Raw genomic sequence first — 18,927 nt, 5'->3', positions numbered from 1 at the left:
TGGCGGTGTCACGCATGGTGAAATGCCGAACCCGGTTAGGCTTGATTGTTGTGACGGATGCACCGATTGGGATTTTCGACTCCGGCGTCGGCGGGCTCACCGTCGCCCGGGCCATCAAGGACCAACTGCCCAACGAGTCCATCCTGTATATCGGCGACACGGCGCATTCGCCCTACGGGCCGAAGAAGATCGCCGACGTGCGCGAGTACGCGCTCGAGGTTCTCGACGACCTGGTGGCCCAAGATGTGAAGTTGCTGGTAATCGCCTGCAACACCGCATCGGCCGCCGTGTTGCGCGATGCCCGGGAACGCTACAGCGTCCCCGTGATCGAGGTGATCCAGCCCGCGGTGCGCCGTGCGGTCGGCACCACGCGGAACAAACGGGTGGGCGTGGTCGGCACAGCCGGAACCGTGAACTCGCGCGCCTACAACGACGCGTTCGCCGCGGCCACCGACATCCAGCTGTTCTCGCAGGCCTGCCCGCGCTTCGTCGAGTTCGTCGAATCCGGGGTGACGACCGGAGCCGAGGTGTTGCGGGTCGCCGAGGAGTATCTCGCCCCGCTCAAGGCCGCCGACGTGGACACTCTCGTGCTCGGCTGCACCCACTACCCGTTCCTGCGCGGCGTGATCTCCTACGTGATGGGCGACGCGGTGACGCTGGTCTCCAGCCACACCGAGACCGCGAACGACGTCTACCGCACGCTGGTGGGCCAGCACCTCGAGCGGGTTGAAACCGCACCGCCCAGCTATCGCTACGAAGCCACCGGTGACAGCGCCGACGACTTCCTGCGCCTTGCCCACCGCCTGCTCGGTCCGGAGATCTCCAGGGTCGACCTCGTCGCCACGGGCACCATCAGTCTCAGCGAGGTGGCCAGACTGGCCGCATCGTCCACCACCCCGCGTCTTTTCAAGGAGAACCCGTGACCGACATCCTGCGTGCCGATGGCCGCACCAACGACCAACTGCGTCCCGTGACCATCGAACGCGGTTGGAGCGAGCAAGCCGAAGGCTCCGCCCTCATTTCGTTCGGTCGCACCAAGGTGCTCGCCACGGCGTCGTTCACCAACGGTGTGCCCCGCTGGATGGCCGGCAAGGGCAAGGGCTGGGTCACCGCCGAGTACTCGATGCTGCCGCGCTCCACGAACTCCCGGATGGACCGAGAATCGGTCAAGGGTCGCATCGGCGGCCGCACCCACGAGATCAGCCGCCTTATCGGCCGGAGCCTCCGCGCCGTGGTGGACATGAAGGCGCTCGGCGAGAACACCATCGTCATCGACTGCGACGTGCTCCAGGCCGACGGCGGAACCCGCACGGCAGCCATCACCGGCGCCTATGTGGCTCTCGCCGACGCCCTCGAGTGGGGCCGGGAGAAGAAGTTCATCGCCCAGAAGGCCCAGCCGCTCACCGACAGCGTCGCCGCCGTCTCGGTGGGCATCATCGCCGGGGTGCCGATGCTCGACCTGGCGTACACCGAAGACGTGCGCGCCGAGACCGACATGAACGTCGTCGTCACCGGCCGGGGCAAGTTCATCGAGGTGCAGGGCACCGCCGAGGGCGCCCCCTTCGACCGCAACGAACTCGACTCGCTGCTCGACCTCGCCCTCGGCGGGGCGATCACGCTCACCGACCTGCAGAAGACCACGCTGGGCCGTTGATGCGCGTCGTTCTCGCCACCCATAACGCCCACAAGGTCGAGGAACTCCGCCGCATCCTCGCCCCCATGCTCCCGGGCCTGGAGGTTCTGGCCTACGACGGGCCGGAGCCGGTCGAGAACGGTGCCACCTTCACCGAGAACGCGCTGATCAAGGCGCGCGCCGCCGCCGTGCACACCGGGCTGCCGGCCATCGCCGACGACTCGGGTATCTGCGTGGATGTGCTGGGCGGCGCGCCCGGCATCTTCTCCGCCCGCTGGGGCGGCCCCGCCAGGGACTCGGAGGAGAACCTGCGCCTGCTGCTCTGGCAGATCAGCGACATGGCCGACGAGCACCGTGCCGGGCACTTCACCTGTGTGGCCGCGTTGGCCCTCCCGAACGGTGTGGAGCGCTCTGTCACGGGGGAGTGGCCGGGCCGCATCCTGCACGCCCCGGCCGGCGGCGGCGGATTCGGTTACGACCCGATCTTCCAGCCTGACGGCCACGATGTCTCGGCTGCCGAGCTGCCGGCCGACGTGAAGAATGCCGAGAGCCACCGTGCCATCGCGTTCGCCGCGCTCGGCCCCGTTCTCACTGAGCTTTTGGGCTGATCCGACTCGCAATTCGCTCGGGACCGCCGACCGGTCTCGGCCAGCTGAGAACGGCACTCATTCCCAACTAGCGGCGGGGCTCGCTTTCGCCCCGGCAGGCTCGTACCGTGGAGGCATGGGCCACGATCACGCATCCTCGTCAACGCGCAATCGGTCGCGTCTGTCGATCGTGATCGGCATCGTCAGCGTGGTGCTCGTGGCCGAGGTCATCGGCGCGTGGATCACCGGCTCCCTTGCCCTGCTGGCCGATGCCGGCCACATGTTCTCCGACCTCGCCGGCCTCATCATCGCGCTCACGGCCACGGTCGTCGCGGCCCGCCCGGCGACCGACCGGCAGACGTTCGGCTACCAGCGCGCCGAGGTGTTCGGGGCCATGCTGAACGGCCTCATCCTGCTCGTGGTCGCCGGGTTCGTCGTCGTCGGTGCGGTGAACCGGCTGGTGCAGGGCGACCCGCCCGAGGTGTTGGCGATGCCGATGCTCGTCGTCGCCGTGATCGGCCTGCTCGCCAATGTCGTGGGCATCCTGCTGCTGCGCCCGGCGGCTGCCGGCTCCATCAACATGCGCGGCGCCTATCTCGAGGTGCTCGGGGATGCTTTGGGCTCGGTGGCCGTGATCGTCGCGGCCGTGCTTATCCTCACCACGGGATTCGCGCAGGCCGACTCCATCGCCTCGCTCGTGATCGCCGCGATGATCGTGCCACGGGCGATCGGCCTGCTGCGCGACGTGGTGCGGGTGTTCAGCGAGTCGACGCCCGCCGACACCGACGTGCAGGAGATCCGGCAGCACCTGCAGGACACCCCTGGGGTCGTAGCCGTGCACGACGTGCACGTCTGGGCCATCACGTCGGGCTCGCACGTGTTCAGCGCTCACGTGGTCGTCGAGCCGGAGTTGCTCGCCTCAGGCCGGGCGGGAGAGCTGCTGAGCGAGCTGTCCGAGTGCCTGTCGCATCATTTCGACGTGGAGCACTCAACGTTCCAGCTGGAACCGGCCGACCACGCAGCGGATGCGGACCACACGCTGCACTCGCACCGCTGACCGGCCGGGAGGGGCTCAGGCCTCGTGCTTGCCGTCGTTGTTGGTGTCGAAGGTCTCGGGGTCGAGCACGAGCTTCTCGCCGTCGACGACGCCGGCGCGGGCCTCGCGGCGGGCCTTCACCATCGACTGCACGTAGTGGTAGATGGTGGGCAGCAGTGTGAGCACCACGGCGCCGAGCAGGATCAGGTCGATGTAGGCGCGGACGAAGTCCGCCAGCGGCGGGATGTAGCCCAGGAAGTAGCCGAAGAAGGTGAGCCCGGCTCCCCAGATCATGGCGCCGATGAAGTTGTACAGGCTGTACTTGCGGTAGTCCATGTGCCCCACTCCCGCGGCGACCGGGGCGAAGGTGCGCACGATCGGCACGAAGCGGGCGGCGATCACGGCGAAGCCGCCGAACCGTACAAAGAAGGCGTTGGTGCGTTGCACGTTCTTGACGCTGAAGAGCCCGGATTCCTTGCGCTCGAACACCCGCGGGCCGAGGCGATGGCCGATCAGATAGCCCACCTCGCCGCCGACGAACGCGGCGCCTCCGATGGCCAGGGCGACCCACCAGATATCGATCTTGATGATGTCGAAGAAGACGAACAGACCGGTGATCACCAGCAGAGTGTCGCCGGGAAGCAGGAATCCGATCAGGAGGCCCGTCTCCGCGAAGACGATCGCGCAGACGCCCAGCAGAGCCCACGGCCCGAATCCGTTGATAAGGATCTCCGGGTCGAGCCACGGGATGAGTGCGGTGTTAATCACGAAGAAAACTCCAGTCGTCGGCGGCTAGATCGGCCAGTCGGCGGTGATCGCATGCGTCGCTACAGGTTATCGCGTAAACCCGGCCGGAAACCCTGATCAAGGGGTGGGCTAACCCCCCAAAGTGTTGTGAGGACCGGTACTGGTCTGAGCCTCGAGCCGGGTCTGGGCGCGGTCGGCCAGCCACGTGCGCAGGCCGAAGACGATCGACGCCGTGATGAAGAACGCGGCGATCACATACGCCGCACTCTTGACCCCAGGGATGGCAGCGGCGTAATAGCCGGTCAGGGTGATGCCCACGCCCCAGGCCAGCGCTCCCACCACGTTGCTGGTGAGGAACTTGTAGTAGTTCATCCGTCCGACGCCCGCCACGACGGGCACGAACACCCGCGCCCAGGGCATGAAGCGCGCCACCACCACGGCCCACCAGCCGTACTTGAGGTAGAACGACTCCGTCTTCACGATGGCCAGCTGGGTGCGGCGTCCGCCGCGCCGGTCCAGGTATCCCCGGCCGTAGCGGCGGCCGAGCAGGAATCCCACCTGGTCGCCGAGGAACGCGGCGATTCCGATGCCGACGGCGAGGACCACGATGTTGAGGTTCGAACTCGACGCCGCCACCAGCCCCGAGCCGAAGAGCAGGGAGTCGCCCGTGATGAACGGGATGAAGACGCCCAGGAACAGGGCGGTGCCCGCGAACACGAGCGCCCAGACCAGCAGGTAGAACAACACAACGCCGGTACTCGCGAGGAAATCGCTGAGCTGGCCGTCGAGTGCCGCCGTGCGCAGCATCGGTTAGTTCGCCAACCCGTCGAAGACCGCGCCGTTATAGGTGAACGCCGCATCGACCTCGGCGACGAGGGTGTCCACGTCGGCGGGCGCCAGCGAGAGGGCGTTGAGCCGGTCCCGGTACGCACGCTTGTACTGCACGATGTTGTTGATCGCGTCGAACCTGTAGAAGCCGAGCTGCTCGGGCTCCGCGCCATAGTGCCGGGCCACAAGCGAGGCGATGGCCTGCCCGCCGGAGAGGTCGCCGAGGTAGCGGGTGTAGTGGTGCGCCAGGCAGCGCACGCTGTCGGCATTGGTGAGCGACTGCAGGTGTTCGATGTACGCGGTCGTGGCCGGCAGCGGCGGATGTTCGTGGCGCCAGTCCCGCACGCCGAGTGCGGCAAGGTCGCTCTCGATGGCGGGCAGCCGCTCAAGGTCGGGATCGAAGAGATCGAGATGGTCGATCTGGGACACCCTGTCGACGAGTTGTTCGAGCGCCTCATAGACCCAGGCGTATTGGCCGAGGTAGCGCGTGTAGTCCTCGAGCGAGAGGTGGCCGCTCATCAGCTCGGTGATGAAGGACCGGGTCTCGGTGTCGCGGTGCTGACCGCTGGAACTTGCCCGGAGGTACTCGGCCAGGCTGGGCTGCTGGTCCAGGGTGTGCGGGGTGGTGCCGTGGGTCGCGGTCATGGGAACCGATCTGCTGGAGGACGAGTAAGGCAATCCTAACCTAAGCAGAATCGAGTGGCCAGAATTGAGAATATTTCTCGGTGGCAGCGGAGCCGTTCAGCTCCTGTGTGCTGACGCCGACGCCCGTCGGTGCGGGAGAAGGGACTTGAACCCTCACGCCTTCCGGCACAGGTACCTAAAACCTGCGTGTATACCAATTTCACCACTCCCGCGAGTGCGGCTCCAGTCTAGAGTGCCCGCTGTTTCGGTGCTGAAACGGCCCCTGTGGATAACTCGCACGCGCCTCGGGGCTTCTGCAGCAGGATGCCTGTATGAGCGAGGCCGTGCGCATCATCACCGAGCAGGTGCGGCTCCGCGTGCGCCGCGACGGCGTCGATCTGGCCGGCGACGGCACCCTCACCGACCAGTATGTGCGCGACGAGGTGCGCCGGTACAGCGAGCGCGCCCTCGGCGGGTCCGCGCCTCTGCTCGCCGACGAGTTCCAGGCCGCCCGTGAGGTGGTCGCCGCCCTCACCGGGTTCGGGGCGCTGCAGCCGTTCCTGGACGACCCCGACATCGAGGAGATCTGGATCAACGCGCCCAGCCGGGTGTTCGTGGCCCGAGACGGCGTTCCGGAGCTGACGACCATGGTGCTGACGGAGCGCGAGGTGCGCGACCTCGTCGAACGGATGCTGCAGGCCTCTGGCCGCCGCGTCGACCTGTCCTCCCCGTTCGTCGACGCATCCCTGCCCGATGGGTCGCGCCTGCACGTGGTGATCCCGGACATCACCCAGCGGTTCTGGTCGGTGAACATCCGCAAGTTCACCCGGCGCATCCGCGATCTCGCCCAGCTCGTGGCCCTGGGAGCCCTGACTCAGCCGGCCGCCGAGTTCCTTCGAGTGTGCGTGCGAGGCGGGCAGAACATCCTGGTTTGCGGGGCGACACAGACCGGCAAGACCACCCTGCTCAACGCGCTGCTTGCGGCCGCGCCGCGCACCGAACGCATCATCACGGTGGAGGAGACCTTCGAACTGAGCGTGGCCGCCCGGGACGTCGTGGCCATGCAGTGCCGGCAGCCCAGCCTGGAGGGCACCGGCGAGATCACCCTGCGCCGGCTGATCAAGGAATCCCTGCGGATGCGGCCCGACCGGCTGGTGGTGGGCGAAGTGCGGGAGGCCGAGAGCCTCGACCTGCTCATCGCGCTGAACAGCGGCCTGCCGGGTATGTGCTCCATCCACGCCAACAGTGCACGGGACGCGCTGGCCAAGCTGTCGACGCTGCCGCTCCTGGCCGGCCGCAACATCGACTCGTCGTTCGTGCTTCCCACCGTGGCCGGCTGCATCGACATCGTCGTGCACTGCGAGATGGACGGGCGCGGCCGGCGCCGGGTGACCGAGATCATCGCGCCGAGCGGCCAGCTCAGCGGCGCCACGATCGAGGCCAGCCCGCTGTTCCAGATGACGAATGGTGTCCTCGAGCACACCGGCGGTTTCCCCACCAAGCTCGCCAAATTCCGCGCCGCCGGTTTGGACCCGGCCGACGTGCTCCGGAGGGGAGCGGCATGACCCTTGTGCTGGGCAGTCTCCTGGGTGCCGGACTCGTGCTGCTCAGCGCGCCGTTCCTCTGGCCGTCCGCCACCACACGCCGGCGCGGCAACCGGCTGACGGATGGCTGGCGGGCCCGACTTGCCCAGGCCGGCCTGGGCGGGCTGCCGCTGTCGGTGTTCGCGACGGTTTCCTGGGTTCTGGCGGTGGCGGCCGCGGCGCTCGCCGAAGCGATCCTCGGGGTGCGGGCTCTCACCGTGGTGGCCGGGGTGCTCTGGCTGGTCCTGCCCAGTCTGATCGTGCTCTGGCGGGCGCGGGCCCGGCGGCGGCTCAACCGCACGGTGTGGCCCGATGTCGTGGACCACCTGGTTTCCGCCGTGCGCTCGGGATTGGCGCTGCCCGACGCGGTGAGCAGCCTGGCGCAGTCCGGTCCGGTGCCCACCCGGGTGGCGTTCGCCGAGTTCGAACGCGATTACCGGGCCACCGGCAACTTCGGCTATTGCGTCGACACGCTCAAGTCGTCCCTCGCCGACCCGTTCGCCGACCGGCTGTTGGAAACCCTCCGTATGGCGCGGGAGGTGGGCGGCAGCGACCTCACCGTGGTGCTGCGCAGTCTGTCCAGCTGGTTACGGCAGGATGCGGCGGTGCGCGCCGAGGTGGAGGCCAAGCAGTCCTGGGTGGTGAACGCGGCGCGCCTCGGGGTGGCGGCCCCGTGGATCGTGCTGGTTCTCATCAGCACCCGGCCGGAGGCGGCGCAGGCGTTCAACACCGCGGCGGGTACCGTCGTGATCCTCGGCGGCCTCACGGTCTCGGTGCTGGCCTACCGGGTGATGCTCGCGCTGGGCCGGTTGCCCGAGGAACGGCGGTGGTTCCAATGACCGCGCTGGCCTGGGGTGCGTTCTTCGGCGCGGTGCTCGGCATCGGGCTCTGGTCGCTGGTGAGCCTCACGCCCCGGCTGAGCCGGCCCCGGCTCGCCCACAGGTTGGCCCCGTACCTTCTCGATGTGTCCGGGGAGGCTCGGGTGTTCGTCGGCCGCCGTTCCATCGACCCGATTCCGGTGCTGGGAACGCTCTTCTCGCCAGTATTCGGGTCGCTCGCGCAGGCCCTCGCCAGCGCGTTGGGTGGCGCAGACGCCGTGGAGCGCCGGCTGCGGCAATCCGGGTCCACCCGCACTGTCGATGCGTTCCGGTCGGAGCAACTCGCGTGGGCCCTGATCGCCGCGGCGGGCGCGCTTCTCGTGGTGGTCGGCACCCCACTCGGCCGCGGGTGGCCGCTCATCGTGCAGGTCGCTGCGCCCGTCACGGCGGCGGCGGCGGGTGTCGTGCTGCGCGACACGGTCCTCAAACGGGCTGCCACGGCGCGCCTGGCCCGCATCGACAGTGAACTGCCCACCATCCTCGAGTTCCTGACCCTGTCGCTCGCGGCCGGCGAAGGCATCCTCGACGCCCTGCGCCGGGTGTCCGGCAGCACATCGGGGGAGCTGTCGCGGGAGTTCGCCGGGCTGATCAACGACGTGCACGCGGGCGTGTCCGTCACCACGGCGCTCACCGAACTGTCCCGGCGGATGCGGCTGACCTCGCTCACCCGTTTCGTGGACCAGGTCGTCGGCGCGATCGACCGCGGATCTCCGCTCGCCGAGGTACTACGGGCGCAGGCGCAGGACGGCCGTGAGGAAGCCAAGCGCACCCTACTCGAGGCCGCCGGGAAGAAGGAGGTGGCCATGATGGTGCCGCTGGTCTTCCTGATCCTGCCGATGACCATCCTGTTCGCGATCTTCCCCGGCCTTTTCGTGCTGCAGGCAGGTTTCTAGACGTTTCTGACCCGAACCATCCCGTTCCGTTCGTGCACCACCCCAGAGAAAGCAGGACACCGTGAGCCTCACCACCCCGCTGTACAACCGTTTCCGCGCCGGACTGCACGACGACCGGGGCGATGTGCCCGGATGGGTCTTGATCACATTAATGACGGCTGGGTTGGTGATGATCATCTGGGGTCTGGCCGGGCCCGCGCTCAGCGGGATCTTCGAGCAGGCCATCAACCGGGTCAGCGGCATCTGACCGGCGTCATGATCGTGCGCCGCAGGATCCGTGGCGCCGCCCGGGGTCCTGCCGAACGTGTTGGCGCCGACCGTGGCGCGGCCCTTCGTCGAATCGCTCGGCGGGGCAACGCCGAGCGTGGAACGGCGGTGGCCGAGTTCGTCATGGTGGGCGCCCTGCTGACGGGTCTCACCCTGGCGGTGCTGCAGCTGGCGTTGGCGTTGCACATCCGCAACACCGTGCTGGATGCCGCGGCCGAGGGCGCCCGGTACGCCGCCCTAGCTGACAGCGGCCTCGGCCAGGGCGCCAAGCGCAGCCGGGACCTGATCACAGCGGCACTCGGCCCGGACTACGCCGCCCACGTGACGGCCGATTTCGCGACGGTCGCGGGTCAGCCGGGCGTCCGCGTGCGGGTCGTGGCCCCGCTGCCGTTGTTCGGGCTGTTGGGTGTGACCGACGGGCTGGAGGTGGAGGGGCATGCCGTCGTGGAGGGCTCGGTTGGCGGGTGAGCGCCGATCGGTGCTCACGGACGAGACCGGCTCGGCCTCGCTGGAGTTCATCACGGCTGGTCTGATCCTTCTCGTTCCGCTGGTCTACCTGATTCTGGCGATGTCGGTGCTGCAGGGCGGGGCGTTCGCTGTGGAAGGCGCCGCACGACAGGCCGCCCGCGTGTACGTGCTGGCGCCCACTCCGGCCGACGCCGTGGCGCGCGCCGAACGTGCCGTGCTGGTGGGCCTGGCCGACTACGGGATCGACGCTGACGCCGCAGAGGTGAGCATCACGTGTGGGGCCGGGGGAGACTGTCTGTTCCGGCGCAGCATGGTGACCGTGACGGTTCGGGTGCAGGTGGACCTGCCGTTCACGCCCGGGGTGCTCACACGGTCTCGCGGCGGAAGCATCCCGCTGGAGGCATCGGCGACCCAGACCGTGTCCCGGTTCTGGCATGAGGGGTGAGGCCGGTGCGGCGACGGGGGATGCGACTGCGGGGGCCACGGAGAGACCCGAGCCGACGATTCCTGTTCCGGGCACACACGCTCGGGCGGCAGACGATCCAGCTCATCCGGGGTCAGCGCGGCGAGGAGGGCTCCACACTGCTGCTCACGATCTTCTACGGGGTCCTCGCCCTTGCGGTGGTGCTGATCGTCGTGGCGGCGACCAGTCTCTACCTCGAGCGCAAGCAGCTCTTCACCCTGGCGGATGGTGCGGCCCTCGCCGGAGCCGAATCGTTCGACCTCGACGCGGTTGCGATCGAATCCGGTGAGTTGCACGCCGCGCTGACCAGCCCCGAGATCCACGCCGCCGCTACCGGATACCTCGCCGCCGCCAGCCACCCAGGGCTGGAAGACCTGACGCTGACCCGCGCCGCCACGGTGGACGGCCAGAGCGCCACGATCACCTTGCAAGCCTGGTGGCGCCCGCCGGTGCTGACCCTGTTCGTGCCCGACGGCCTGCCCGTGCAGGTGACCGCCGTGGCGCGGTCGGTGTTCGGGTGAGCCTCGGCCGGATGCCGGAGCTGGGAAACGAAGCAGCCGCAGTGGCCTGATCGGTGGGCAGCCTGTGCGGCCGGGCCGGTATTCTCGTCAGAGTGCCGCATCCGGCGGTGGGGGAGAACAGTGACAGCCAAGCGTGACCGCCTTACCGGCGCCGGAGCCCAACTCGTCACCGAGGTGAGCATCAACTACGGCTCGTCCCTGGCCGGGCTGCTCATCCCGATGGTCGGTTCCCCGGTCGTCGTGGCCGTGCGCCAGCTCGTGATGGCCGTGGCCGTGCTGCCGTTCTACAGGCCCAAGTTCGTCACCTTCACCTGGGCCCGAATCTGGCCGGCGCTGGCCCTCGGTGTGGTGCTGGCGGTGATGAACCTCACCTTCTACGAGTCGGTCGCCCGGCTCGGACTGGGCGTGGCCGCCACCATCGAGTTCCTCGGCCCGTTCGCGGTGGCGCTCGCCGCCTCCCGCCGGGCGCTCGACTTCGTCTGCGCCGCGGCCGCCGCCGGTGGGGTGTTCCTGCTCACCTGGTCGGATGGCACGCTCGACCCGTTCGGCATCGCCCTAGCGCTCACCGCAGCGGCGGCCTGGGCCGGCTACATCCTGCTCACCCGCCGGGTGGCCACCCAGCTGCCCGGCCTGGAGGGCATCACCATCGCCAGCCTCGTCAGCCTGGTGCTGCTCGTTCCGGTGGCAGTCGTCACCGTGGACTACTCGAAGCTCGACTGGGGCGTCATCGGGCTGCTCGTGGCGGTGGGGCTGCTGTCGTCGGCGTTCCCGTACACGCTCGACACGTACATTCTCCGGCGCATCACCCCGAGGCTGTACGCGATCATCACGAGCTTCGGACCCGTCGTTGCGGCGATCTTCGGCGTTCTGGTGCTCGGCGAGGTGCTCCTGCTGCAGCAGCAGCTGGCGATCCTCGTGGTGTGCGGAGCGGCCGGTGCCGCGATCGCCACCCAGCGCGAACAACCGGTCTCCGACATCGAGCGCACCGCCCGCGCCATCCCGTAGCGGCGCAACACTGGGCTGGGCCCGTCGTTCGAGGGAAAGCTCAACGTCGAGTTGCCGCAAAGGTCCCCGTCGGCACCGCTGAGAGGGCACTTTGCGGCGACTCGTGAGTGAGTTCCTCGGTGACTCGCGGCAAGATGCCGCTTCGGGGACGCGGAGAGGGCAATTCGCAGCAACTCGCGACACACCCGCACGGCGCCCGAGGGCCCGGCCGCGCGGTGAGTTGCGCCGGCGCGGGGGTGCCCAGCGGCTCAGTCCCGGGTGGGGATCGCTTCCAGCGCGTCGGTCTCCAGCGCGGCCACGAACTCGTAGGCCACGAGCTCCCGGGGCGCCTCCTCGATGCCCACCAGCGGCGCGAGCACCTTCGACTCGTCGAGGGCGTTGAGCTTGCGGGCGGTGGGCAGTACCTGGCGTTCCATCGAGCCGACGAAGCCGTTGTAGTCCTTCACCGTGCGCTCGATGGCGCGGCCGAGCTTCTCGATGTGCGTGGCGGTGGTGGCCAGTCGGGAGTAGAGCTCGCGGCTGAGGTCGAAGAGCACCTGCGCGTCGTGGGTGAGCACATCCTGCTGCCAACTGAAGGCCACGGTCTTCAAAACCGACCAGAGGGTGACGGGGGAGGCCAGGGCGACGCGCTTGCTGAACGCGAACTCCATCAGCGACGGGTCGGCCTCCAGCGCCGACGAGACGAGCGATTCGCTCGGGATGAAGGCGATCACGAGTTCGGGGGAGGCGTCGAGCCCCTGCCAGTACGCCTTGCTGCCCAGCGCCGTGACGTGGTCGCGCACGGCCTTCACATGCGCCTTCATGAAGACGGCCCGCTGGGCGCCATCCGCACCGGTTGCGGTCGCCGGGATCTGGCTGGCCTCCAGGAACGCGGTGAAGGGCACCTTGGCGTCCACGGCGATGTTCTTGCCGCCGGGCAGGTGCACGACCATGTCGGGCCGGCCGGCGCCGGCATCCGAGTGGATGCTCGACTGCACGTCGAAGTCGACGCGCTCGATGAGCCCGGCCGCCTCGACCACGCTGCGCAGCTGGGTCTCGCCCCAGACGCCGCGGGTGTTGTTGGCGCGCAGGGCTGAGGCGAGGGATTCGGCGGTGCTGCGCAGACGCTCCTCGGATTCGGTGGCGGAGCGCAGCTGCTCGGTGAGCTCACCGTGCTGCAGGCTGCGCTGCTGCTCGAGCTCGGCGACCTTCTGCTGCATGGTCACCAGGCTGTCCTTGACCGGGGCGAGGGCCTGCAGCACCTGGCTCTCCTGCCGGTCCCGTTCGGTGCGGGCCGCCTGGTCGTCGCGCTGCCGGTCGGTGATCTCACGGTACTGCCGCTTCTGGTCGGCGATCTGGTCGCGCAGACCGTCTGCGGTGGCCTGCATCGACGCGAGTTCTTCGCGGAGCAGCGACTGCACGGCCGCCTCCCGGGCACGGGTCTCGGCGAGCACCACCTGGTGCCGGGCCTCGAGCACGGCGGGGTCCTCGCCCGCCGGGGTCATCGACCGGCGGCGCTGGAGGAGCATGGCGCTGACGAGGGCGCCGACAACCGCACCGAGAACGAGACCGAGGAGAAGCGCGAGGGGATCCATGCGGCCAGTCTGACAGCGGCCACCGACACGGCTGTGAGGCGGTGCGCGCGTCGCCGGGTGAGTCGTGCCGGTCGGCGCGCAGCCGCGGATGAGGTGAGGCTAGTTAAGCGCCATCGGGCCGTGGGTGGCGCGGTGCTCCTGGGTGGCGACCGGGCCGATCACGCCCACGTTGACGCCGCAGATGCGGGCCAGGTCCTCGATGGTGTCCGCTCCATGCCGGTCGGCGGCGTGGATCATGATGGCGGCGCAGGCCTCGGAGTCCGCGAGGGCATTGTGGTGCGAGAAGTCCTCGAACCCGGCGGCCATGGCGGCGACCGGCAAGCGGTAGGAGTCCAGGTGGTACGTCTTACGGGCCACCTGCAGGCTGCACACGTAGCGGAAATCGGGCACCGTCATGCCGGTGATCGTCGAGGCTGTCTTGATGACGCCCAGGTCGAAGCCCGCGTTGTGCGCAACGAGCACGTCGCCGTCGGCGAAGTCCACCAGATCGGGCAGCTGCTCGGACCAGCTCAGCGCGTCCACGACCTGCTCGGGGTAGATGCCGTGGATCCGGATGTTCCACTCCAGGAACGCGTCGTGACCCAGCGGCGGGCGGATGAACCAGCCGATCTTGTCGACGACGACGCCGTCGCGCACCTTCACCAACCCCACGGAGCAGGCCGAGGCGGCCGAGGAGTTGGCGGTTTCGAAATCGATGGCGGTGAAGTTGACGGGCACGCCTCATGTTCTCACGCGCCACCGACGCTGCCGGGCGCGCTGCGCGGGCCGCCATGGAACGTGCGCTTCCCGCTCGGCGCCCGCCGGCACATCCGCACACCGGTTGTGCCGCGAAAACATGCGGCAGAACGGCACACAGGCAGAGCCGGTACGATGGATGCTCGTGGCTCTTACTATTGCAATCGTCGGACTGCCCAATGTCGGCAAGTCCACCCTCTTCAACGCGTTGACCAAGAACAACGTGCTCGCGGCGAACTACCCGTTCGCCACCATCGAGCCCAACGTTGGCATCGTCAACCTGCCGGACTCGCGCCTCGCCAAGCTGGCCGAGGTGTTCGGTAGCGAGCGCCTGCTGCCCGCTCCGGTGTCGTTCGTCGACATCGCCGGCATCGTGCGCGGCGCCAGCGAGGGTGAGGGCCTGGGCAACAAGTTCCTCGCCAACATCCGTGAGGCCGACGCCATCGCGCAAGTCATCCGCGGCTTCGCCGACCCGGACGTGGTGCACGTCGACGGTGCGGTCAACCCGGCCGGCGATATGGAGACCATCAACACCGAGCTGGTGCTCGCCGACCTGCAGACGCTGGAGAAGGCGATCGTGCGGTACGAGAAGGAGACCAAGGGTCGCAAGCTCGACCCGAGCGTGCTCAAGACCGCCCTCGAAGCTCAGACCTTCCTCGACACCGGCAAGCCGCTGTCGGCATCGAAGATCGACGTCGAGCCCATCCGCGAACTCGGCCTGCTCACCACCAAGCCGTTCATCTACGTCTTCAACGTCGACGAGGCCGTGCTGCAGGATGCCGAGAAGCTCGCCGTGCTGGCCGCCCTCGTCGCCCCGGCGCAGGCCGTGTTCCTCGACGCGAAGCTCGAATCCGAACTCGCCGAACTCGACGAAGAAGACGCCGCCGAGATGCTGGCCTCCACCGGCCAGGAGGAGAGCGGGCTCAACCAGCTCGCCCGCATCGGCTTCGACACCCTCGGCCTGCAGACCTACCTCACCGCCGGCCCCAAGGAAACGCGGGCCTGGACCATCCACAAGGGCTGGACCGCCCCGCAGGCCGCCGGAGTCATCCACACGGACTTCCAGAAGGGCTTCATCAAGGCCGAGGTCTTCGCGTTCCAAGACCTCATCGACGCCGGTTCGGTTGTCGAAGCCCGCGCCAAGGGCAAGGCCCGCATCGAGGGCAAGGAATACGTCATGCAGGACGGCGACGTCGTGGAGTTCCGCTTCAACGTATAGCCGTTTGGGCTCGGGCTCACGGCACAGAAACGGTGTGGGCTCGTGCAGATCATCCGATTCTCGTCGGAGTCACAACCTGGCCAGAGGATGTCGGCAGTCGAACGGTCAGGACCCGGCCGAGACAAGAGGAAGACATGCCCCGGTACTGGTACGGATACGCAACTGACGTGTCCGCCGACACCGTCACCATCCACGCGTACACCACCGAAGAGTGGGGGCTCGGCGGCAATCACCCCGCCGGCGGCAACTACCGGGCGAGAACCCTCACCGGCCTCGGCCTCGTCACCGCCCTCATGACGATCCCGGCCGTCCTGGCCCCGCTGGGGTTGCTTTTCGGGATCGTCGTACTCGTGCGTTCCATCGCTGACGGTCAAGACATGTTCATGGGCCCGACCATCATCGTGGCATCTCTCGCATGCACGGCACTGTTCAGCGGTGGCTGGCTGCTCGGGGTCAGGGCACTCCGTCAGGAGTGGCGGGCACGACGGCTTCGGCACGCCAAGGGCCTGCCGCGGCCCAGCTACGCCGTAACAGACGACCAAGCCCGCACCTGGTTTGAGAGGCACCCCGGAACCGTCGAGATCACGCGCGACAACTTTCCGCACAGCGCCCGCCCTTTCCCGGGTGAGGCGAGCTACGTGGCACCGGCCGGCGCCCGGGACGCGTAAGACCTCCCGCGAACTCGGCCTGCCCACCACCAAGCCAGGACGGCGACGTCGTTGAATTTAGATTCAATGTGTAGTCGATTTCCGGCCTAGCGCAGCCTCAACTGGTGGCCTTGCCCCTCTATGTGCTCGGGCCGGATCCACGCGGGCGTTTGAACTTTTCGGCCAACTGGCGGGCCTTACCCTTGGCTTCGTTCTCGACCCGGGTTGCCAGTTCGTGCAGTTTGCGCAGCGGTTCCATCGCGCCGGCTTTCCCGCTGTAGGACTCCTCGGCAGTTTCGACAAAGGGCACGACCCGCTCCACGCCTGCGACGTTGACGACGAACGCGGAGTCGTCCGGATTAAGGGCGATGCTCACCGGAACGGCGTCCCCGGTGTCAGGATCGATGGCTACGGCGTCGATCGCCAGGTCGACGTGGTCACCGTCCACGACCTCCACGATGGCTATTTCAGTAAGCGGCCCGGACGTGACTGCCAGGACGAACTCCTCCTCGGCGGCTGACCGGCTCTGGTCATTGTTCATGATCGTCTCCTTGGTATCTGACCAACGAAACTCTACGCCGCGGCCGTTGAGTTGGCTACGGACCGATCTCTCATCCCGCACCGCCGACGGCCGCACCGATCCGGAGCCCGCCGCGGACGGCACTCCGGCGCTGCCGGAAGGAAGAGGATGGTACGGCCGCTGGTTCACAAACTGACGGCCAACGGAAGATCTTCGGTCCGGAGGATAGCCGTGTTTGACGCTCGCGCTGGTCGAGGAACTCGTGACTCTTCCCCCGAGGCGCGACGTTTGGAGACTTCGGAACGTGGTGAAATTCCGCTGCAACGTGTAGGAACGTTTGATAGTCCATCACCTGCACGCACTCGAAGAACGCCTTCGTCGCGTGCGCACAGTCACGTGTCTACGTCATGACGAATTGGCCGGGAGGGGTATCTAGGTCAATCCCAGCGACATTAGTTCAGGACTGGACCCCGACCACGAAGCCTGCCTCTTTAGCTGTTGCTGCGATGACAGTTTCACGTGACATGCGCTTTGCTCCAGTCCTTCAGTTTCTTTGAGGTGCGAAACACATTTCTGAATTCGCGCATGTTTGCCCACACAGAAATCTAGAGGGAACGAATGCAACCAAGAGACCCACGAACGGAATTGAACCGTCGACAGTCCCAGACCTGAACCAACGTTTGGTTAAACGGTACTGAGTCCGCAGCGAATCCGCAAGGGGTCTGCAGACCAATAAGGGGTCTGCAGACCAATCACTCCCTGCGATCGGTGACAACCACCAGAACCGCGGAATCATGCGGGAGTCGCCTTCTCCCAGTGTGCGTTCCAACGCCTCCCTCCCCGCCTGTGAGGGGCTCGGTCTTCGGTTCGCCTGACCGCTGAGGTTGCCCGGTGACGGAGCGCGGGAGAGTTCCTCCTCAACAACTAGGTCGTTGAGGAGATGTGATGTCAGGTGATCGGCCGATCTCGAGCCGCGCCGTGTTCGAGTTCGCGTTTCAAAACAACTGACGTTTCGGCCCTGCCCCGCATTCGGCCACGTCCACCGCGTGCGAGTCGCAACGACGGATGTCACCGTCCGCCACCCGTCGCTGGCAGTAGAGCGGTAGCCTGAAACATGGGCATTGGCGATCGACGGTCATCCGCGGACGAAGCCGGGCGTCGGGTGCGCAAGCGTCTACCGCGGCGGAGTTTGGCCGAGCTGGTCCTTCCCGTCGACCGGGATCCCCTCGGCATCCTTGAGGAACAGCACGCGTCGAGACTGAAGGACCTCGTGCCTGTGCGGGTCGGACGGATGCTGCAATCCCCGCTCTCGTTCTACCGGGGCACGGCGGCGGTCATGGCGGCCGACATGCGCGGGGCACCCACCACCGACCTCGAGGTCGTCTCCTGCGGGGACGCCCACATCTCAAACTTCGGTTTCTTCGCCTCGCCCGAACGCGCGCTCGTCTTCGACCTCAACGACTTCGACGAGGGCGGTGTCGCACCGTGGGAGTGGGACGTGCGTCGGCTCACCGCGAGCGTGCACATCAGCGGACGCGACATCGGCTTGGGCGAGGACGCATGTCGCGCCGCGGCCTTCGCCGCGGCCGACGCCTATCGCAAGACGTTGCGGGCATACTGCCGCCTCTCGACTCGGGAGCGCTACTACACCCGGGTCGACACGTCCGTGGTCGCTCGCCACCTCGGGGAGAGAGGAGAGCAGACGGTTCGCAAAGCGGCCAAGAAGGCCCGCGCACGCACCTCCGAACGGCTCCTGCATCGCCTGACGACCATTTCGGTCGACGGCGGCATTCGCATAGTCGATCAACCTCCCGTCCTGCGCCACGTCGACCACGCGACCATGGGTGAGGTCACCGATCTCTTCACCCAATACCGCGCGACCCTACGCGAAGATATCGCGTTCCTATTGGAGCAGTACCGCGTTGTCGACTTCGCCCTGCGGGTCGTGGGTGTCGGCAGCGTCGGCACCCGCTGCTACCTCATCGCCGTCGAAGGCCCCACTGGCGACATCCTTTTCCTCCAAGCCAAGGAGGCTCCGCCCTCCGTCTTGACGACGTATGGGGGCCGCCGGTCGGTCATCCCGGGTCGCCCCGGCGTGACGGACTTCATCGAGGGTCACCGCGTCGTCGCCGCCCAGCGGATACTGCAGGCCAATTCCGATCTTTTCGTCGGTTGGATGCGCGGCTGGGCCGGTGACTCCGCGGACCGGTACCGGGTGGACTACTACTGGAGGCAGTTCCGCGACATGAAGGGGTCGATCGAGCCGGCCACGCTCGACGCCGACCAGTTCTGCTCCTACGGTTCGCTGTGTGCCGCGCTCCTGGCTCGGGCGCACGGGCAGTCCCCTGCCTCGGCCGCGGTCGTGGGCTACCTTGGCGGATCCGAGGAGTTCGCCGAGGCGACCGCGGCATGGTCGGCCGCCTACGCCGATATCGCCGAGGCCGATTTCGAGCAGCTACGTCGGGCCGTCGCGTCCGGACGCCTCCAGGCGGAGACCGGCGTCTGACCCGGACCCGGGTGGCGGTGGCGCAGTACTTCACGCACGATGGCGACGTGGTGGAGTTCCGCTTCAACGTGTAGTTCTTGCTGGACACTGACGCAGCGCAGCGGGTTACTTCGGCTGCGCTGCGTTTCTCTGTAGCCGCAGCACCGACAGTCCGTCATGGGCAACTGGCTGGTCGTGGTTGAAGCAAAGTCGG

General features: G+C 67.7%; 21 protein-coding genes and 1 tRNA gene. 15 read left to right on the top strand and 7 right to left on the bottom strand.

The genetic code is table 11. The annotated features are described in order from the left end of the window. Positions 1–50 precede the first annotated feature (50 nt). The 4 genes from murI (at position 51) to DOE79_RS05995 (ending at position 3,277) form a co-directional block, all read left to right on the top strand. Complete coding sequence (gene murI, locus DOE79_RS06010; RefSeq protein ID WP_066593959.1) at positions 51–923, top strand: glutamate racemase; 873 nt, start codon at positions 51–53, stop codon at positions 921–923. Beyond that, the gene (gene rph, locus DOE79_RS06005; RefSeq protein ID WP_120337708.1) at positions 920–1,654 is read left to right on the top strand and encodes a ribonuclease PH; all 735 of its coding nucleotides are present in this window, start codon (positions 920–922) and stop codon (positions 1,652–1,654) included. The genes murI and rph overlap by 4 nt, the downstream gene beginning before the upstream one ends. Next, on the top strand, positions 1,651–2,241 hold the full coding sequence (gene rdgB, locus DOE79_RS06000; protein WP_120337707.1) for an RdgB/HAM1 family non-canonical purine NTP pyrophosphatase: 591 nt from the start codon (positions 1,651–1,653) through the stop codon (positions 2,239–2,241). Before rph ends, rdgB begins: the two co-directional genes overlap by 4 nt. Before the next feature lie 115 nt (positions 2,242–2,356). Next, entirely contained in the window at positions 2,357–3,277 is a 921-nt protein-coding gene (locus DOE79_RS05995) for a cation diffusion facilitator family transporter (protein WP_120337706.1), read from the top strand. A gap of 15 nt (positions 3,278–3,292) precedes the next feature. Here DOE79_RS05995 and DOE79_RS05990 read toward each other — a convergent pair whose 3' ends face one another. From DOE79_RS05990 to DOE79_RS05975, 4 genes are all read right to left on the bottom strand, one after another. After that, positions 3,293–4,021: a DedA family protein gene (locus DOE79_RS05990; RefSeq protein ID WP_425455715.1), complete on the bottom strand. Its 729-nt coding sequence runs from the start codon at positions 4,019–4,021 to the stop codon at positions 3,293–3,295. A gap of 111 nt (positions 4,022–4,132) precedes the next feature. Further along, on the bottom strand, positions 4,133–4,810 hold the full coding sequence (locus DOE79_RS05985) for a DedA family protein (protein ID WP_120337704.1): 678 nt from the start codon (positions 4,808–4,810) through the stop codon (positions 4,133–4,135). 3 nt (positions 4,811–4,813) lie between these two features. Further along, entirely contained in the window at positions 4,814–5,476 is a 663-nt protein-coding gene (locus DOE79_RS05980) for a biliverdin-producing heme oxygenase (protein WP_120337703.1), read from the bottom strand. Positions 5,477–5,606: 130 nt separating this feature from the next. Continuing rightward, positions 5,607–5,688, bottom strand: a tRNA-Leu gene (locus DOE79_RS05975). Between the two features lie 99 nt (positions 5,689–5,787). Between DOE79_RS05975 and DOE79_RS05970 the strand changes: the two genes are divergently transcribed. From DOE79_RS05970 to DOE79_RS05935, 8 genes are all read left to right on the top strand, one after another. Continuing rightward, positions 5,788–7,020 (top strand): TadA family conjugal transfer-associated ATPase, encoded by a 1,233-nt coding sequence (locus tag DOE79_RS05970; RefSeq protein ID WP_120337702.1) that lies wholly within the window; start codon positions 5,788–5,790, stop codon positions 7,018–7,020. After that, positions 7,017–7,877, top strand: coding sequence for a type II secretion system F family protein (locus tag DOE79_RS05965; protein ID WP_120337701.1), 861 nt, complete (start codon positions 7,017–7,019; stop codon positions 7,875–7,877). Before DOE79_RS05970 ends, DOE79_RS05965 begins: the two co-directional genes overlap by 4 nt. Next, the gene (locus tag DOE79_RS05960) at positions 7,874–8,809 is read left to right on the top strand and encodes a type II secretion system F family protein (RefSeq protein ID WP_120337700.1); all 936 of its coding nucleotides are present in this window, start codon (positions 7,874–7,876) and stop codon (positions 8,807–8,809) included. The genes DOE79_RS05965 and DOE79_RS05960 overlap by 4 nt, the downstream gene beginning before the upstream one ends. A gap of 61 nt (positions 8,810–8,870) precedes the next feature. Continuing rightward, the gene (locus DOE79_RS05955) at positions 8,871–9,056 is read left to right on the top strand and encodes a hypothetical protein (protein ID WP_120337699.1); all 186 of its coding nucleotides are present in this window, start codon (positions 8,871–8,873) and stop codon (positions 9,054–9,056) included. 128 nt (positions 9,057–9,184) lie between these two features. Continuing rightward, a complete protein-coding gene (locus DOE79_RS05950) occupies positions 9,185–9,544 on the top strand; it encodes a TadE/TadG family type IV pilus assembly protein (protein WP_245977148.1) in 360 nt (119 codons plus the stop codon). Continuing rightward, the gene (locus DOE79_RS05945; protein ID WP_120337697.1) at positions 9,513–9,989 is read left to right on the top strand and encodes a hypothetical protein; all 477 of its coding nucleotides are present in this window, start codon (positions 9,513–9,515) and stop codon (positions 9,987–9,989) included. Before DOE79_RS05950 ends, DOE79_RS05945 begins: the two co-directional genes overlap by 32 nt. Positions 9,990–10,009: 20 nt before the next feature. Next, on the top strand, positions 10,010–10,528 hold the full coding sequence (locus tag DOE79_RS05940) for a pilus assembly protein TadG-related protein (RefSeq protein ID WP_120337696.1): 519 nt from the start codon (positions 10,010–10,012) through the stop codon (positions 10,526–10,528). A gap of 120 nt (positions 10,529–10,648) precedes the next feature. After that, positions 10,649–11,533, top strand: a complete 885-nt coding sequence (locus DOE79_RS05935) for an EamA family transporter (RefSeq protein WP_120337695.1) — start codon at positions 10,649–10,651, stop codon at positions 11,531–11,533. Positions 11,534–11,781: 248 nt separating this feature from the next. Here the strand turns inward: DOE79_RS05935 and DOE79_RS05930 are convergent, their stop codons facing one another. Beyond that, positions 11,782–13,107 carry a DNA recombination protein RmuC gene (locus DOE79_RS05930; protein ID WP_120337694.1) on the bottom strand — a complete coding sequence of 442 codons (1,326 nt, stop codon included), beginning with the start codon at positions 13,105–13,107 and terminating at the stop codon, positions 11,782–11,784. Positions 13,108–13,206: 99 nt separating this feature from the next. Beyond that, on the bottom strand, positions 13,207–13,824 hold the full coding sequence (locus tag DOE79_RS05925; protein ID WP_120337693.1) for an exonuclease domain-containing protein: 618 nt from the start codon (positions 13,822–13,824) through the stop codon (positions 13,207–13,209). Positions 13,825–13,987: 163 nt separating this feature from the next. Here DOE79_RS05925 and ychF point away from each other — a divergent pair, with 163 nt between their 5' ends. Continuing rightward, positions 13,988–15,061 (top strand): redox-regulated ATPase YchF, encoded by a 1,074-nt coding sequence (ychF, locus tag DOE79_RS05920; protein ID WP_066599136.1) that lies wholly within the window; start codon positions 13,988–13,990, stop codon positions 15,059–15,061. A 167-nt stretch (positions 15,062–15,228) separates the two neighbouring features. After that, positions 15,229–15,729, top strand: coding sequence for a hypothetical protein (locus tag DOE79_RS05915; protein ID WP_162942618.1), 501 nt, complete (start codon positions 15,229–15,231; stop codon positions 15,727–15,729). A gap of 118 nt (positions 15,730–15,847) precedes the next feature. Here DOE79_RS05915 and DOE79_RS05910 read toward each other — a convergent pair whose 3' ends face one another. Next, positions 15,848–16,249, bottom strand: a complete 402-nt coding sequence (locus DOE79_RS05910) for a hypothetical protein (protein ID WP_120337691.1) — start codon at positions 16,247–16,249, stop codon at positions 15,848–15,850. A gap of 1,093 nt (positions 16,250–17,342) precedes the next feature. Here DOE79_RS05910 and DOE79_RS05905 point away from each other — a divergent pair. Next, on the top strand, positions 17,343–18,734 hold the full coding sequence (locus DOE79_RS05905; protein ID WP_120337690.1) for a DUF2252 domain-containing protein: 1,392 nt from the start codon (positions 17,343–17,345) through the stop codon (positions 18,732–18,734). Positions 18,735–18,927 lie beyond the last annotated feature (193 nt).

It is taken from the genome of Cryobacterium soli, assembly GCF_003611035.1.
GTDB lineage: Bacteria > Actinomycetota > Actinomycetes > Actinomycetales > Microbacteriaceae > Cryobacterium > Cryobacterium soli.
Note: the sequence above shows the minus strand (reverse complement) of the source record. Positions and strands in the feature narration are given on the sequence as shown.